General features: G+C 31.2%; 10 protein-coding genes. All 10 read right to left on the reverse strand.

Features of this window, described 5'->3' with window-relative positions; all coding sequences use genetic code 11:
* Window positions 1-208: 208 nt before the first annotated feature.
* The 10 genes from OREMA_RS0102040 to OREMA_RS0102090 all read right to left on the reverse strand — a co-directional run bounded on the left by OREMA_RS0102040 (window position 209) and on the right by OREMA_RS0102090 (window position 16,767).
* Window positions 209-1,144 carry an aldo/keto reductase gene (locus tag OREMA_RS0102040; RefSeq protein WP_018247624.1) on the reverse strand — a complete coding sequence of 312 codons (936 nt, stop codon included), beginning with the start codon at window positions 1,142-1,144 and terminating at the stop codon, window positions 209-211.
* 261 nt (window positions 1,145-1,405) lie between these two features.
* Window positions 1,406-2,695, reverse strand: coding sequence for a glucose-1-phosphate adenylyltransferase (locus OREMA_RS0102045; RefSeq protein WP_018247625.1), 1,290 nt, complete (start codon window positions 2,693-2,695; stop codon window positions 1,406-1,408).
* Window positions 2,696-2,964: 269 nt separating this feature from the next.
* The gene (glgA, locus tag OREMA_RS0102050) at window positions 2,965-4,407 is read right to left on the reverse strand and encodes a glycogen synthase GlgA (RefSeq protein ID WP_018247626.1); all 1,443 of its coding nucleotides are present in this window, start codon (window positions 4,405-4,407) and stop codon (window positions 2,965-2,967) included.
* A gap of 218 nt (window positions 4,408-4,625) precedes the next feature.
* Window positions 4,626-4,961, reverse strand: coding sequence for a hypothetical protein (locus OREMA_RS0102055; RefSeq protein ID WP_018247627.1), 336 nt, complete (start codon window positions 4,959-4,961; stop codon window positions 4,626-4,628).
* Between the two features lie 149 nt (window positions 4,962-5,110).
* Window positions 5,111-7,012: a glycoside hydrolase family 3 protein gene (locus OREMA_RS0102065; protein ID WP_018247629.1), complete on the reverse strand. Its 1,902-nt coding sequence runs from the start codon at window positions 7,010-7,012 to the stop codon at window positions 5,111-5,113.
* Between the two features lie 29 nt (window positions 7,013-7,041).
* Window positions 7,042-8,670: a methyl-accepting chemotaxis protein gene (locus tag OREMA_RS0102070; RefSeq protein ID WP_018247630.1), complete on the reverse strand. Its 1,629-nt coding sequence runs from the start codon at window positions 8,668-8,670 to the stop codon at window positions 7,042-7,044.
* Window positions 8,671-8,944: 274 nt separating this feature from the next.
* Window positions 8,945-10,432 carry a sensor domain-containing diguanylate cyclase/phosphohydrolase gene (locus OREMA_RS17025; RefSeq protein WP_018247631.1) on the reverse strand — a complete coding sequence of 496 codons (1,488 nt, stop codon included), beginning with the start codon at window positions 10,430-10,432 and terminating at the stop codon, window positions 8,945-8,947.
* Between the two features lie 820 nt (window positions 10,433-11,252).
* Complete coding sequence (locus tag OREMA_RS17030) at window positions 11,253-14,030, reverse strand: carbohydrate binding domain-containing protein (RefSeq protein WP_018247632.1); 2,778 nt, start codon at window positions 14,028-14,030, stop codon at window positions 11,253-11,255.
* Window positions 14,031-14,137: 107 nt separating this feature from the next.
* Window positions 14,138-15,508 (reverse strand): glycoside hydrolase family 30 protein, encoded by a 1,371-nt coding sequence (locus OREMA_RS0102085; RefSeq protein WP_018247633.1) that lies wholly within the window; start codon window positions 15,506-15,508, stop codon window positions 14,138-14,140.
* Window positions 15,509-15,642: 134 nt separating this feature from the next.
* On the reverse strand, window positions 15,643-16,767 hold the full coding sequence (locus tag OREMA_RS0102090) for a glycoside hydrolase family 16 protein (RefSeq protein WP_018247634.1): 1,125 nt from the start codon (window positions 16,765-16,767) through the stop codon (window positions 15,643-15,645).
* Window positions 16,768-16,833 lie beyond the last annotated feature (66 nt).

Here is a 16,833-nt window from a genome sequence, read left to right on the forward strand (position 1 = left end):
GTATTTTTTAGTTTTTAACGTACTTATATCTGCAATAATATCTTTAACTTGATTTTGATTTAGTATTATTTAAACTGATAATATTAAAAATAATTCAAAGTCTATGCTATATCAAATTTAAAATAAAATCAATGAAATTCCCCCTTAATTATTTCAAGAGGGAATAAAAGTAATAAAGCTTAAAAATTATTTATCTCTCATAATAATATTACCAAGGCAAATCATTTCCTGCTAAATGCCTCTCATAAAAATCTTCATACCTCTTTATCTGCTTAGAATCCATTCTTTTATTAGTAGCTGCTAAATTAGATTCTAGCTGTGACATATTTCTGATACCTGGAATTACTGTAGAAACAGCAGAAAATCCTAAGATAAATCTTAGTGCTTCATGTACCATACTAGTCTGTTCATCTTTAATATCTTTAATCTCTTCTACTAATTCTCCACGCCTTCTAATTACTTCCGGAGACCATCTTGATCTAATCCCCTTAAAGCTACTATTCTTGTCATACTTACCTGTTAACCATCCAGAATCTAGAGGTACTTTAACAATTAATCCTACTCCATTTTCTTCAGCTAATTCAAAAGCCTTCTTTGGCTCTTGATAAAAAATATTAAACATAACCTCAATAACTTTAGAATCTGTAGTATTGATCAACTCTAACATCTCTTTACTACTATCAACAGAAGCACCATAAGCTTTAATCTTACCTTCTTTCTTCAACTCTTCTAAAATTTCAAAATGCTTACTATTATCATTTAGCATTTCAAAGGGAGGGTTGTGTAGTAGCACACTATCTACATAATCAGTCTGTAATAATCTTAAGCTATTCTCTACTGAATTACGCAGTAGTGATGGATCATAATCAGTAGTTCCATCAGCAAAATGTCCAAATTTCGTACTAATAACTACTTCATCTCTTTTCCCCTTTAAAGCCTTTCCAAGTAATTCTTCACTCTTTCCTCCTGCATAGTTAGGAGCTGTATCAAAAAAATTACAGCCCATTTCTATTGCCTTATGAACCAACTCAATCGCCTCTTGATCTGTTGATCCTTTCCAATCCTTTGTATTACCCAATTGCCAACTTCCAAAACCTATCTCTGAAACTAATAATTCTGTGTTTCCTAATTTTCTTTTATTCATTGCAACTCCTCCTAATTGGTAATTTTTAGTATATTTGGCTGTAAAATAAATTCTAATAAAATTATAAAATTTAGATATATCGTTATATGGTTATATAGCGACACTTTTAGGTGATAGGTGCTAGGAGTTGGGAGTTAGTAAGATCTTTCTATGTCCTAGCTCCTAACGCCTAACTCCGAAACTGTCGCTTTATCTATATTATGCTTCATTTTAAGTTTACTTACCTATAAAAGAAATCAGTCTTAATTAAATCGCCTTATACTATTGAGCAATATCAGCTATATATTCTTCTTCATCATCTTCCATTATACTAACAGTACTTCCACTAGAAATATGTTTACTTTCGAAATCAACCTCAGTAACACCTGATAAGATTCTGCAATTACGACCAATTTGAGTATTAGCAGGAATTCTAACCCCTTTGCCAATCACATTCAATCCATTCGCTAGTAGATTAGGCTTCTCATCACTACAGGTCATATCCCCACCAAATCCAAGATGAGAATTAACCCCAATAACAGAACTCTTATCAATAATACATTTGCAAACTATAGAATCTTTACTAATTACAGTATTATTAAGAATAATAGAATCTCTAACTACTGCTCCCTCTTCTATAACTACTCCAGGAGATAGTACTGAATTTTCTACTACTCCATTAATTATACATCCATTTGAAACTAAACTATTATTAGCCCGACCCTTTTGGCCAAATTTAACTGGTGGCTTTTCTTCACTTCTAGTATGTATCTTCCAGCCATCATCATATAAATTTAATTCTGGTAGATCATCTGTTAAGGCCAAATTGGCTTCCCAAAAAGATTTTAAAGTACCTACATCTCTCCAATAACCTTTGTATTCATAAGCAAATACTTTATTATTCTCAATCATCTCTGGTATAATATGATGTCCAAAATCTGAATTATCTTGATTACAAAAAGCTTCTAATTTTTGAATTAAAATATCAGCTGTAAAGACATATATACCCATTGAAGCTAAATTACTTACTGGATTATCAGGCTTTTCAACAAAATCTACAATCTGCATATTCTGATCTAGCTCTAATATCCCAAATTGATTTACATCATCCCAATCTACTTTCTGAGTAGCAATGGTTAAGTCGGCTCCTTGTTCTATATGATAGGATATCATCTTATCATAGTTCATCTTATAAACATGATCTCCAGATAAAATAATTATATATTCTGGCTTATTCTTTTTAATATAATTCAAATTTTGATAAACTGCATGAGCCGTTCCCTTATACCAACCACCTTGCTTACCAGTATAAGGTTGTAAGATAGTTACTCCCCCTATTCTTCTATCTAAATCCCATGGTTTACCAATACCTATATGATTGTTTAATGACAATGGTAAGTATTGGGTTAAAACTCCTATATCATAGATTCCGGAATTAACACAATTACTCAAAACAAAATCTATCAATCTAAACTTTCCTCCAAAAGGAACACCTGGTTTTGCTCTATCTTCTGATAAGATATCTAACCTTGTCCCTCTTCCTCCTGCCAAAACTAAAGCCAATGTCTTCATAATAGGATAACCCTCCTAATTTTATATTAAACTTTAACAATTAACATAATTACTTGGAAATAACTAAATAAAAATAAATATCCTGAGATAAATTACTAAATTTCAAATAACAATTATACATTTAAAAAGCAAATAAAATAACCCACTCTGAATTTGGTGTATATTATAGCAAATATAGTTAAAATTTATTATGTTAGTAATTATGAAATTTCTATTTATAAAATTAGTAGATTATATTGTATAAAATTAATGAGCTATATATTTTAATTTTAATCAGTTAATAATTTATTATATAATTCAATATACCTTTCAGCTGAATTAGTCCAGCTAAAATCATTTTTCATAGCATTTTCTACCATCTTTCTCCATACTTCTCTTTTATAATAAAAACTAATTGCTCTTTTAATGGTATATAGCATATCCTTCTCATTATAGTGGGTAAAACTGAATCCATTCCCCTCACCATTTACTTCATTATAGGATTGAATAGTATCCTTTAATCCTCCTGTCTCCCTCACAATTGGTATAGTACCATACCTTAAGCTAAATAATTGACCTAATCCACAGGGTTCAAATTTTGATGGCATTAAAAACATATCACTACCTGCATATATCTTCTGGGCTAAGGTAGCATCATATTTAATATTTGCAGCCACCTTATTAGGATAAAGTCTAGACATCTCTTTAAACATCTCTTCATATTTAAAAGATCCAGTTCCTAACATAACCAGTTGAATATCCTCTTGCATCAGTTCATCAATAACCAATGCAATTAAATCTAATCCTTTTTGATCTACTAGTCTAGAAATCAGACCTATTACAGGGATATCTGCTTTTTGAGGCAATCCCATCTCCTCTTGCAATTTTATCTTATTCTCATACTTGCCTTCTAAATTATCAATATCATAATTGCTATAAATTCTATTATCAACAGCAGGATCATTATCTTTATAACTAATTCCATTTAAAATCCCATATAAATCATCACCATTCATTCTCATAACATAGTCTAGACCCTCACCATATTCGGCTGTTTTAATCTCCTTAGCATAAGTATTACTTACAGTAGTAATTAAATCAGATGCCTCAATCCCCATCTTCATATAATTTATACAATTATCATGTTCAATCACCCCCAAATCCCAATACTTATGATCTATACCTAAAACATCTTCAAGAATTCTTCTAGAAAATACTCCTTGATAGCGAAGATTATGAATTGTATAGACAGTCTTAATATCTTTATAAAAATTATACTTCTGATAATTATCCTTAAGCATAATACTTAATGGACCTGTATGCCAATCATTACAATGAATAATATCTGCTTTAAAATTAATCTTAGGTAACATTTCTAATACCGCTCTACAAAAATAAGCAAATTGAAGATATTTATCTTCATTCTCATAAATATTATCACGGTGGAAATAACTTTTGTTATCTATAAAATAAGTTATTATACCTTTATTATCTAATTTATTGACTCCTACGTACTCATTTCTCCAGACAACTCTAGTCCTAAAATGGATTAGATGCTCTAAATTCTGAATGTACTTGCTAGGAATTTGACTATACTGTGGCATAACTACCCTAACATCATGAACTAATTTTTTAAGTTCTTTAGGTAAAGCACCTGCAACATCAGCAAGACCTCCTGTCTTAATAAAAGGTGAAAGCTCTGAAGATACAAATAATACTTTTAATTTCTTCATAATTATAATACCTCCTTAGTACATTCATTGAAAAAAGTACTCTAGATTTAGATAATTTAACCTTAAAACAGACCCCAAATAGCTTATATCTATAAAATCAATCTTGAATATTTTTACATTTGCAGAGTAAAAAAAGTTAACTTTTACTAATATATTATAATTACTCTGCAGGCTTAAAATATATTAAAATCAATTTAATCAGCCCCTAAATATCTTGGCTATTTAAAAGTATAACACCTAATCAAGTTAGCTATTTCATCATAATAATTGCAATTATCCCACAAAAAAGAATCAGTATAATAACTTATCTCTTCCCACGGAATATCTTTTAATAGTGGTTTTAACTTCTGCTCTACATAAATTTCCTGCAACATAGCCCTTAATCTAAAATCTAATTCAAATTGCATTTTTTCAGAAATTGGCTCAATATAACCTTCTTCTTCTAGAAATTTAAATGTCTTACTAGCCTGCTCTTTTTCACTCCATAAATTCCAGCTACAACTATCAACTAATCTCATCCAGGATGTATCATCTTTAGGATAAACTAATCCCATTGCTTGGGCATCCTTATAAGACCATAAAGTCCAAGATACATTTTAACTTTATCTCTTTTCCTTGATAAACAAAACTTTGCCCTGATACTTGAATAAAAGAGTCATTCATCATATCTCACCTGCCTTTGAGGATATTATATCTAAAGTTTTTATTCTTCTAAATTCATCTCTAATCCATATCCATACTCAAACAATGGATCATAATCTTCATCATTAATATTAATAGGAACTTGATTTATAGCTTTTGGCCAAGAAACAGGTAATTTACCTGTGAAGTTATAATCACCAAAGATAACATCAGCTACTCCTTGCCCTTCACTCCCTGGTAACCATGCAGCGACAAAGGAATCCCAATCTGCAATCTCTTTGCTTACAATCAATGGTCTTCCAGAAACCATAATTGCTACGACTGGCTTGCCAGATTTTCTTGCTTCTTGAAGAGCACTAAGGTCTGTTTCACCTAATTTTAACTCTCCATTATCACCTTTAAACTCAGTATAAGGTTGCTCTCCAATTACAACTACTACAATATCAGCATTATCTATCTCTTCTACTACCTTTCCTTGACCTGTTACTGCTTTTTCAATACCTTCTTTTATTGTAGTTCCCTCAGTAATATCTCCACTCTTACCTTGCCATTCAATAGTCCATCCCCCACACTGATTTCCTATATTATCAGAATTAGAACCTGATACATAGATATTAGCCTCTTTAGATAATGGCAGAAGGTTATTTTTATTCTTCAATAATACCAATGACTTTCTAACAGCCTCTCTCGCTACTTCTCTATGCTCTACAGATCCAAAACTACCTTCCTCTAGTAATTTTCTGTTTGCAAAGGGCTCTTCAAATAGATTAGCCTTAAATTTAACTGTTAGAATTCTCCTTACAGCATCATCAATTCTTGATCTACTTATATCTCCATCTTCAACCGCCTTTTTAGGATAATGAATAAATTGTTTCCATTTATTTGGTTCCATAACCATATCAACACCTGCATTAATGGCCTTGACAACCTTCTTAGCATAATTAGGAGCCTTAATCTCATCTAAAGCTTCCCAATCAGAAACAACATAGCCTTTAAAACCAAGCTCATCCTTTAATAGATCAGTTAATAGATACTTATTGGCATGCATCTTAAGACCTTTCCAGCTATTAAAAGAGGCCATTACTGTTCCTACATTCTCTTCAATAGCTTTAATATAACCGGGTAAATGGATTTCACGTAAAGTTGATTCATCTAAACTCACATCTCCTCTATCTATCCCCGCTTTATGAACATCTGTATGAACTGTAAAAAAATCACTCATAGAATATGACATCCCTGTACCCCATTCAGTTCCTCCATCACCAATAAAATGTTTAGCAGTAGCAACTACATTTTCACCACTCATACTATTACTTTTACCTTGTAATCCTCTCACATAAGCTCCAGCCAATAATTCTTGTAGCTTAGGGCTTTCTCCAAAACTTTCATAAGCTCTACCCCAGCGTTCATCACGAGAAACTGCAACAGTAGGAGCAAAAGTCCAATCTAGTCCAGTAGCTGCAACCTCTTTTGCAGTTACTCTAGCAACTTCTTCTACCAAATCGGCATCTCGAGTAGCTCCTAATCCTATATTATGAGGGAAGATAGTTGCACCTTTAACATTATTGTGCCCATGTACAGCATCAATTCCATAGATAATAGGAATCCCAAGTCTAGTACTTAAAGCTTCCTTCTGGAATTGATCATACATATCTGCCCAAGCCTTTGGAGTGTTTGGATTAGGCACAGAACCACCGCCACTCAATATTGAACCTAATTTATATCTTTTAATATCACCTGAATATACTCCTTGTCTGTCAGCCTGAACCATCTGTCCTATCTTCTCTTCTAAAGTCATTTGACTGAGTAAATTATCTACTCTCTTTTCAATATTAATATTAGGATCTTTATAAACACTATCTATCTCCAATACTGAAACACTTTTTTCCTGCTTCATACAGCCTACAGATAAAATAATCAAAATTAAACTTAGATAAAAAAAATATAATCTTTTATTATACAAAGTTTATCCTCCTTATTTGCTCCAGATTATTATTTTAAATTCTGATTAACTTCTACCACATTATTGATTAAATTCAACTGTTCTTTAGATATTTTGGCCTGATCTTGAATTTTAAAATATAGATCTGTATTGGCTTTTGTTACTTCCTTAATTATCTCACCCATCTCATTTACAGAGACTAGTGCTTCTTGACTTTGACTAGATACCTCTTCACTTGATGCAGATATTTGTTCAGTCAAGGAACTTAGCTGTTCACTAGCAACAGCTTGATCTTGAGCTGAATTAGTAACTCCCTCCATTCTAGTAGTGATGTCAGTAACTAAATCATTAATCTCACTAAAAATATTAACTACATTATCTTCTTGATCACTAGACTTTGACATCATGGCTACAACTACCTTTACTACATCTTCTATTTCATCAGTCATCTTCTTAACCTCTTTATTTGCTTCCATACTCTCATTAGCCAAATCCTTAATTTCTTCTGCTACTACTGCAAAGCCTAGACCAGCCTCTCCCCTCCGGGTTCCATTAGAACCCTCCGTAGTAAAACTTACCCTAGCTGCTTCAATAGCAGCATTTAAAGCCAATAGATTAGTCTGATCTGTTATCTGCATAATCTTATCTGAGAACTTATTAATCTTCGCTACACTAGTCTGCAATTCTCCCATAGCATCTGCTGCTCTATTAACAATTTCTGATCCTGATTTGATTCTTTGATTAGTAACTTTGATAGTATCATAAGTTTCTTTACCAGATAGTGAAATAAACTCAGCTTTTTCTGATAATTCTGTAATTCCAGTGGATATTTCTTTAATAGCTATAGCTACTTCTTCTACAGCTTCTGAGATTTCATTATTTCCATCCATAAGATTTTGAATAACTTCATAACTTTCAGTCACTTTATCCTCTAATTCATCGGCAATATTTTTCATATCTTGAGCAGAATCATTAACTGCTTCTGACTTGTTAACAGCTTGATAGGTTTCAGATTTAATTTTACTAGTAACCTTATCAATACCTTTATTAATTGTTAAGCCTAGAATAAAAGTAATCATCATACCTATTAAATTTATTATTATTATTTTCTTCCTATTTGCTTCTGATTCCTCAATAACATCATTAAGAGTTTTATATAATCTATTCCAATTATACTCTTTTAAATATTCATTAACTGTATTAATATTACCCTCTAATGTTCTTAGATCTTTTAAGAGAATATTTTTCATCATTCCTTCACTATCTTTCATCTCTTTATTTATTTCTATAAAATCATTATTATAAGCCTTCAACATATTTAATGCTTTTAAGGTTTTTTCATCCTTTATATATTCTTTTAATTTATCTATACCTTTCCCTATTTCATCAAAACGTTCTTGATCTGTAAGCCCCTCAGAATCTGTAAAGGATATTCCTGCTTCTTCTCCATAAATTCTCTTAAGTTCTTTAGATAAGTGATGATCAATACTACTTGCAGTTTTAACAGCAGGAACAAACTTAAAATTCAACAATTCAACCTCTTTTTTCATCTGATTAGTATTGGAGACTACAAAAAAACCAACAACAAATATTATTAATAATAATGAGGTAAAACCTATTTTAAATTGTTTATTAATTGTTAATCTAGTAATTTCTTTAAATGGTTTAAGCATTTTCATTAGTATCACATCCATTCTGATTGAGTTTTAAACTAATGCTGATTAGATTAAAACTATAATTACTCTTTAATCTAAAAATAAACCTATATAATACTTCTGAATATATCATATTAAAGACATTTAATTAAAAGATTTCAAAAATCTTAACTTCACCTCTTAAACAGATCAAATTTAAGATTTATAAAAACTTTCATCTCATCTAATAAGTTTGTAAACTTTTTTAAGATTACATACTAAAGTAATCGATCAATAGGTAGCTATTCACTATCTAAGACTAATCAAACAAAGTAATAAAAGCCTCTATTATCTTGGGATCAAAAAATGTACCTGCTTTATCCTTTATTTCTTTTAATACAAATTCTTTAGAAATATCATTCTGATAATCATAACAATTATAATGACTACCTAGTATATAAGCAGTCTTATAAGTCAAGGCATAATAAATATCTAAAACATGAGCAATACGAGATAAAAGAGGAATTCTTTCTCCCTTTAATCCTTCTGGATATCCACTACCATCCCAATTCTCATGATGATATAATATATATTCTGAAATTGAATTTAGATAAGTAAAATTTCTCGAAATATGATAACCTAGGATAGAATGTTCTTTCACTTTTCTTTGCTCTTTAGATGTCAATATTTCTTCTTTATTAGCTATATCTTCTGTTAAATTTAAAATTCCTATATCATAAAATTCAATTAATAAGGATAGCTTTTCTAAATCATTCTGGCATAAATTCAACTTACGCCCTAGTCTTACAGCCATATCTTTCATACTTTCTATATAAGAGATCCTTTGATAGTCGGTTTCAGACAACTTATTAATTAGAGCATTTAATAAAAAATTATCTGATGAGTTTTTAATTTGTGATTTATTTTCATACATTTTTTTACCTGCTACCTTAAATATATCTTCTATAGATTTTATCCCTTTTTCAAATTCATATTTAGTAGAAATCCCCAAAGATATACTAGGGGGAATAGGTTTTAAATTTGACTTTTGGCATAGATCTTTAATTCTTCTGACAACATGATCTGCTCCTTTATCATCAGTTTGAGGTAGAATAATACAAAATTCATCACCACCCCAACGCACTACAATATCAGAGCTGCGAGTCGATTTATTTAATATATCTGCTACCTCTATTAATAATTTATCACCCATTTGATGTCCAAAGATATCATTTGTCATTTTTAAACCATTTATATCCCCCATTATTAGGCTCAGGGGATAATTACTTTCTACATCTAATTTTTTGATAGTTTCTTCATAATAATTACGATTATAAAGACCAGTTGTTGTATCATGAAAGGTAAGATAGTTTATTTCTTCTTGAACTTGCTTTTTTTGGGTTATATCATGAATTATTGAATATAATAGTTTCTTACTTTTAGTCTTTATAAGACTAGCATAAACCTCTACATCTCTTATATCTCCATTAGCCAATCTATGTTTAAAATAAAAATGATTTTTTTCTTCATCCTCTACCTTTCTTATTTTTGCCAATAATTTTTGGAAGGATAAAGTATTTATATCCGTTAAATTTTTCTTTAAAATTTCTCTTTTACTATAGCCATAATAAGATAGTGCAGCAGAATTAACATCTATAATATCACCATTTTTAGGATCAGCTAAAATAATAACTGAATAATTATCTTCAAATATATTTTTATAATAACTTAGATAATTTCGATTTTGATTTATCTGAAATATAGTATAAATCAGAAAAATAACCAGTAGTAATATAACTAATGACATATTTTTCTCCTTTTTATTATTTATTTTCATCTATATAACTTTAAAAATATGAAAACTATATTTATAAAATATTTATTTTGAAAAATCTAAAACCTAAAATTTAATCAATTATTTACGACTTAATAATTAGAGAAAATAGGGTAAGAAAGGAGGCACAATGCTCCTCTCTCTTTATATTTATGGGTATTTAATTGAAGAAAACTTAGTTGTTAATTTATTATCTATATTAACAATCTCATTCCCATAAATCCTTAGTAGTTGAGAAAGGAGTTATGATGCTCCTTCCTCTTTAGATTTATAGGTTTTAATTGAAGATAGCTTAGTTATTAATTTATTATCTATATTAACAATCTCATTCCCATAAATTATCAGTAGTTGAGAAAGGAGTTATGACACTCCTCTCTCTTTATATTTATAGGGATTTAATTGAAGGCTACTTAGTTAATGTTTCTATAGATCAATCAAATAAAAATAAATTAATAAAATAGTCCACATAATATTAATAGCAAAATAGAATATTTCTTTTATTAACTATGCAAATATTTTAATTTGTAAGAGAAAGAGGTTAACCTCTTTCTCTTATCTATTTTAAAGGGAAAACAACAATTTAAGAAATCTTTATATCTTCAGTGAAAGTATATAAAAATTCTAACTCATCTTTTTATTTGAAAACTACTTCAATACAATTATCACTCTCTAATAGAATATATTGTAAACCTTTGTTTTTCTTCTAATCATCAAACTTATATCTGAAAATATAGACCAAAAAAAGTTAGTTATCCAATCTTCCTAATATATACTAATATATAAGTTAAACTGATTAATTGATCTGTTCAATACTTACATCATCAATATAAATTGTAGTTGCTACTCCATCTTTAGTTTTTCCTAAACTAAATACTAACTTTGGATTATCATCTCTACTCATTGATACATCAAAACTATACTCTTTCATCTCACTACTAAGAGTGGAATTAGTTTCACCATATATAGTCCATGATCCTCCATCTTCTTGTACCATTACTATTATATCTCTATCTTCTTCTGCTCTTGCTTTGAAAGAAATTTTGTAATTTCCTTTGCTCAATTTTAAATTTTGTGCAAATTGAATTGCCCAACTTTGACCTCCAAGAGCAGCCACATCAATCTTAAATTCACCATTTTCTGCACCATATTCATTAACTGCCCCACCTTCACCAGTCCATACATACCAGTTACCTGGAGCACCTAACTTGTCTTGAATTTCTTGATCAAAATTACCATTAGCAATTACACCTTCTTCAGCAGAGACAGCATTAGGGTTTTCTGAGCTATGATCTCCCCAATTCTTCTCATATTCACTATCCCATACCTCTTGACCATCAATTGATTCTGGATTTTGATCTTCATAAATTTTAATATAATCTATCTCCATAGTCTGTGGGAAAGTTGTTGTTTCATCAGGATTTCCTGGCCATGTTCCACCTACAGCAATATTTAAGATCAAGTAGAATGGGTGATCAAATACCCAAGTACTACCTACTTCGGCCTTATTTGCAACATGGAATAATTCTCCATCAAGATACCATTCAATCTCATCTTCATCCCACTCTATAGTAAAGTTATGGAAAGCTTCAGAAAACTTGCTTCCATCTTCTAATCTGTATCCACTACCTTCACTACCATGTCCAGTTCCACCAGGTCCTGGTCCATGAATTGTTCCATGAGTAGCAGAGTCTCCATCTCCTCCACCAACCATTTCCATAATATCTATCTCACCAGATCTTGGCCAACCTACTTCAGCAATATCATCACCTAACATCCAGATTGCAGGCCAGATACCTTGACCTTCTGGAAGTTTAGCTCTTACTTCAATCTTTCCATATTCTTGATTGAAATTACCTGCTGTAATCATTCTAGTTGAAGTATAGTTATAGCTTCCATATCTATCTCTTCTTTTTTCCTCTTTAGCAGTAATCACTAACTTACCATCTGATATCTCTACATTTTCACCATCAGTATAATACTCTAATTCATTATTACCCCAGCCTGGGATACCATTGGCATGACCATTTCCTACCTCAAATTCCCAGTCAGATAAGTCTGCCTTAGAATCAAAGCTATACTCTTTAACAAGCTTCCAATCCTCTAGCTTATCTTCCTCTGCTTCAGTTAATGTGCCCTCTTCAACCAACTCTACTTCTCCTGTCTTAACTAAAAGAACATCATCGATATAATAAGTACCAGGATTTAGTAACCAAAACTCAAAGCGAGCATTAGCATTAGTATCTTTCTCCATCACAAAACTTGCTTCATAAGTACGCCATTCAGTTGTTAATCTATTGTTGGTTTGAACATATGATGCCCAAGCTGCATCTCCTACTCCACCAACTTTCATAGTTAAGTCTATTTTAGACTTAGCTTTAGCCTTAAATTGAACTTTGTACTTACTTCCTCTAGTTAAAGTAAGTGGACCTTGTAATAGTTGAACAGAATAACCTGCATCATTTCTATTAACATCAATCTTAGCAGCTCCATTAACTATAGTAGCACTTCCTGAACCACCACTACCTTGATAATAAGACCAGCTTCCCTCTGAATCTAGACTTCCTGATGGAAGATCTCCAGTACCATCAGCTGGTTTTTTATCTGATAAAGGCAGATCAAAAGTACCATTACCTAAAATACTATCGGCAGGATCAATAGGTGCATTATCTTCTGTACTTAAACCTTCTGATTCACCCTCACCTTTAGCCACTTCAACCATAACTACATCATCAAAATAAACTGTACCTTTTGTTCCATTAGACGTCTTTCCTAATTCAAAAGCAATCTTAGCTAGATTTGAAGTTACACCTTCAGCAGTAAATTCATAACTATAGCTCTTTCTATCTGTTGTTAGATCAATAATCTCTTTACTGTATTCTCTTCCACCTTGGACATCTTCTAGAACCTTTACATTCATATCTCTAGCAACATCTGCCCAAGCATTAAAAGTTACCTTATAAGTTGAACCTTCTACTAACTCTAAACCAGTTTGGAATAATTGTAAGTTCCAAAATTCCTCACCTACATTACTAATATCAAACTCTAAAACACCGTTATTTATATTATAGTTTGCTTTAGCAGGTCTCCAATTCTCATACTCTGTAATATTAAATACCTGCCAGGCAGCTTTAGCATTAAATTTAGCAGAATCTCTACTAGGATCTGCAGCAAATCCAAGCTTATTTATATCAAAGCTACTATTTTTAATCATGTTAGGTACTATAGCAAAATCTTCTGCACCTAAAGTAACTATCTGGTTTAAATCTCCAGCATTAATTACTACCCCATCAATATTTTTAGTTCCATACTTTTCATTACTTACTTTTAAAGTGTAATTACCCTGTTCTAGTCCAAACTCCACTGCAGAACCTGTTTTTGGACCAGCAACTTTAGCTCCATCTTTAAGTACTTCTACAGTAGCCTCTACAGCATCTTGATTTTCATCTTGAAATGCAATTCTTAAATAAGGCTTTCTTGAAACCTTATCATCTTGGCATCCTGCAAAGACCATTACTCCTATTAATAAAAATGTTAATACAATAAATCGATTTCTAGAAAATGATTTTTTCATTTTTCTCCTCCTTATAATATTTAATATATATATCATCAGGAGTTGATTATAAAGAGAATTTATAAACTCTTTTTCTTATATTCTTATAAATCCTTAATAATCTATTACTAATACAATAAAGTCTGAATAGAATGAGCTGGGATCACTAATTCTACAACCTTCTCTCCATCCTTTAATGCAAATACTTCTTCTTTATCACTTTCATTCATTACTACAACGGCTATACTTCCATCGGTATTTTCAAAAGCAGTAATATTTAATTCTTCTAAATCAGACTTCCATTCAATCCTTTTTGCACCTGGAAGGATATATTTACTGAAATGCCCCATATAGTAATAAGGTGTATTATAATATAGAATATCTTTCTCTCTATCTGCCATAATAGGTGCATCACAAAGATTCCCTACATGATTTGGTCCACCTTCTTCATTTAAGTACATATTCCAATCACACCAAGCTACAGTCCAATGATTTAGATCAGCAATAATATGGCGAGCATACTTCTCACCAGTCCACCATTCACCAATTAAATTATCAGTATCGATATTATAATAAGGATTACATCCTTCAGTAAATACTAGATTGGTATTATAAGTCTCATAGGTATAATCTAATACACCATTATCTACTGTAGATTTGCTGTCTTCAGGACCATACCAGTGAAATCCTACTCCCCAAACCCATTTAGCAGCTTCAGGGTCAGACATAATAGTATCCACTCTTGACTTCATAATATCTTTATTATGATCCCAGACCATAATCTTCACATCTTCTAGACCCTCTTCTTTCAAGGTTGGTCCTAAAATCTTAACAAAGTCTCTTTCTTGCTCATCAGTATAAATACAATTATCCCAAGGAGTTGTAGCCATTGGTTCATTCTGAATTGTTACTCCCCAAATATCTATACCTTCTTTTTTATACTCTTTAATATACTTAGCAAAATATTTAGCCCATACTTCTTTATATTCATCTTTTAGGCTACCACCATTATTCATTCTCTCATTAGTCTTCATCCAAGCAGGAGGACTCCAGGGAGAAGCAAATAATTTGAAGTTTTCTCCTTTAGTCTTCAAAGCATCTTTAATCAAAGGAAGCAAAGACTTTCTATCTCTTTCAATTGTAAAATCTTTCAACTCTACATCACCAGGGGTCTCAGTATAAGCATAGTTCCCTAAGGAGAAGTCACAACTGTTGATATGAGTTCTACAAAATGTATAATTAATTCCCTCATCTGGATCAAAATAAGCATCTATGGCTTCTTGTCGTTTTTCAGGACTTAATTGATCAAGAGTTGAAGAAGCTGCTTCTGTAAAGGCTCCTCCAAAACCAATAATCTCTTGGAATTTCTTATTTCTATTAATCTCTACAGTAGGGATTTTTTTAGTATAGTCTTGTTGAAAGGATAAAGCTTCCTTTTCTGTTAATCTATCATCTGTATCTTTTGCTGTTTGAATTACTGTAATTTTATCTAGCTTCATCATTATACACTCCTTTACTTTTTATTAAGTTAGAGTTAGGATTAATAGCTGAACATTAATCACCTTAAACCTTAGTAATCAAGTTATTCCAACTTATATTATCTAAATATAATATAATCAACCTTAAAAATATATTATTGATATACTCTTACCCAATCAATATACATCTTCTGTGGAAAATTTGTTGTAGAATCAGGATAACCTGGCCACTCTCCACCTACTGCCACATTTAAAAGTATATAAAATGGTGCTTCAAATTCATCAAACATAGGATCACTCATATCTTGTCTATGGTATTCAACACCATCTAATTTCCAGATAATTAAATCAGAACTCCACTCTACTTCATAGACATGGTAATCATTAGATAAATATTCTGACAGAGCCTTAGACCCACCTATATATTGCCATTCATTTAATTGATTGGCAAAATGAACCGTTCCATGGACTGTCTGCTCTTTAGAATTATTACCTCCTATTTTTTCCATGATATCGATTTCACCACAGTAAGGCCAATCAACTGTTCCACCAGTTTCACTAATATTTGTACCAAGCATCCAAAATGCTGGCCAAATCCCTTGCCCTTTTGGAACTTTAATTCTGGCAGCTATCTTTCCATACTTATATTCTACTTTCTCATTAGTGATCACTCTTGCTGAGGTAAAATTACCTCTATCAAGACCATTACCATTATACTTTGCTTCAATTACAAGTACACCATCACTATTATCTTCCTGCATTTGGATATAAGAGTTTTCAGAACTATCAGTATAAGCCTGCCATTCCTTATTGAATTTGTATGTTGTTTCTACCGGAAGTACTTGCCGAGTCCAGTTAGAGGAGTCTAATGTTGGAGAATCAAATTCATCTCTCCAATCAAGAACCCAACCAGCACCAGGCTTCCAATTATCCGGTGGAATCGATATTTGTGAAAAGCTTATGTCTATCCTTTCGTTACTACCATTAATTAAAATATCTCTAATTTTAGTATGAGATTTATTATATATCTTTATAGTATAATTCCCATTACTTAATCTGAATTGAACTAAATCTCCTTCATCACTAGTAATCATTTCTCCCTCTTTATAAACCTCTACTTGGAAAGTAGAATCTAAACTATGCTCAATATTAATAGTCAAGGTATATTGTTGATCAATATTACCTCCTCCACCACTAGTTTCTTCAGTACAACCACTTAAAATCATAATTATCCAAATTAAAAGTAATATAAAAAATGATTTCCCCTTAATCTTAAGCATATTATTATCTCCTAGTCTATAGGTTTTAAGTTCCTATTTTAGCTAATTAAGTTAACCATCAATCGC

It is taken from the genome of Orenia marismortui DSM 5156, assembly GCF_000379025.1.
Lineage (GTDB): Bacteria > Bacillota > Halanaerobiia > Halobacteroidales > Halobacteroidaceae > Orenia > Orenia marismortui.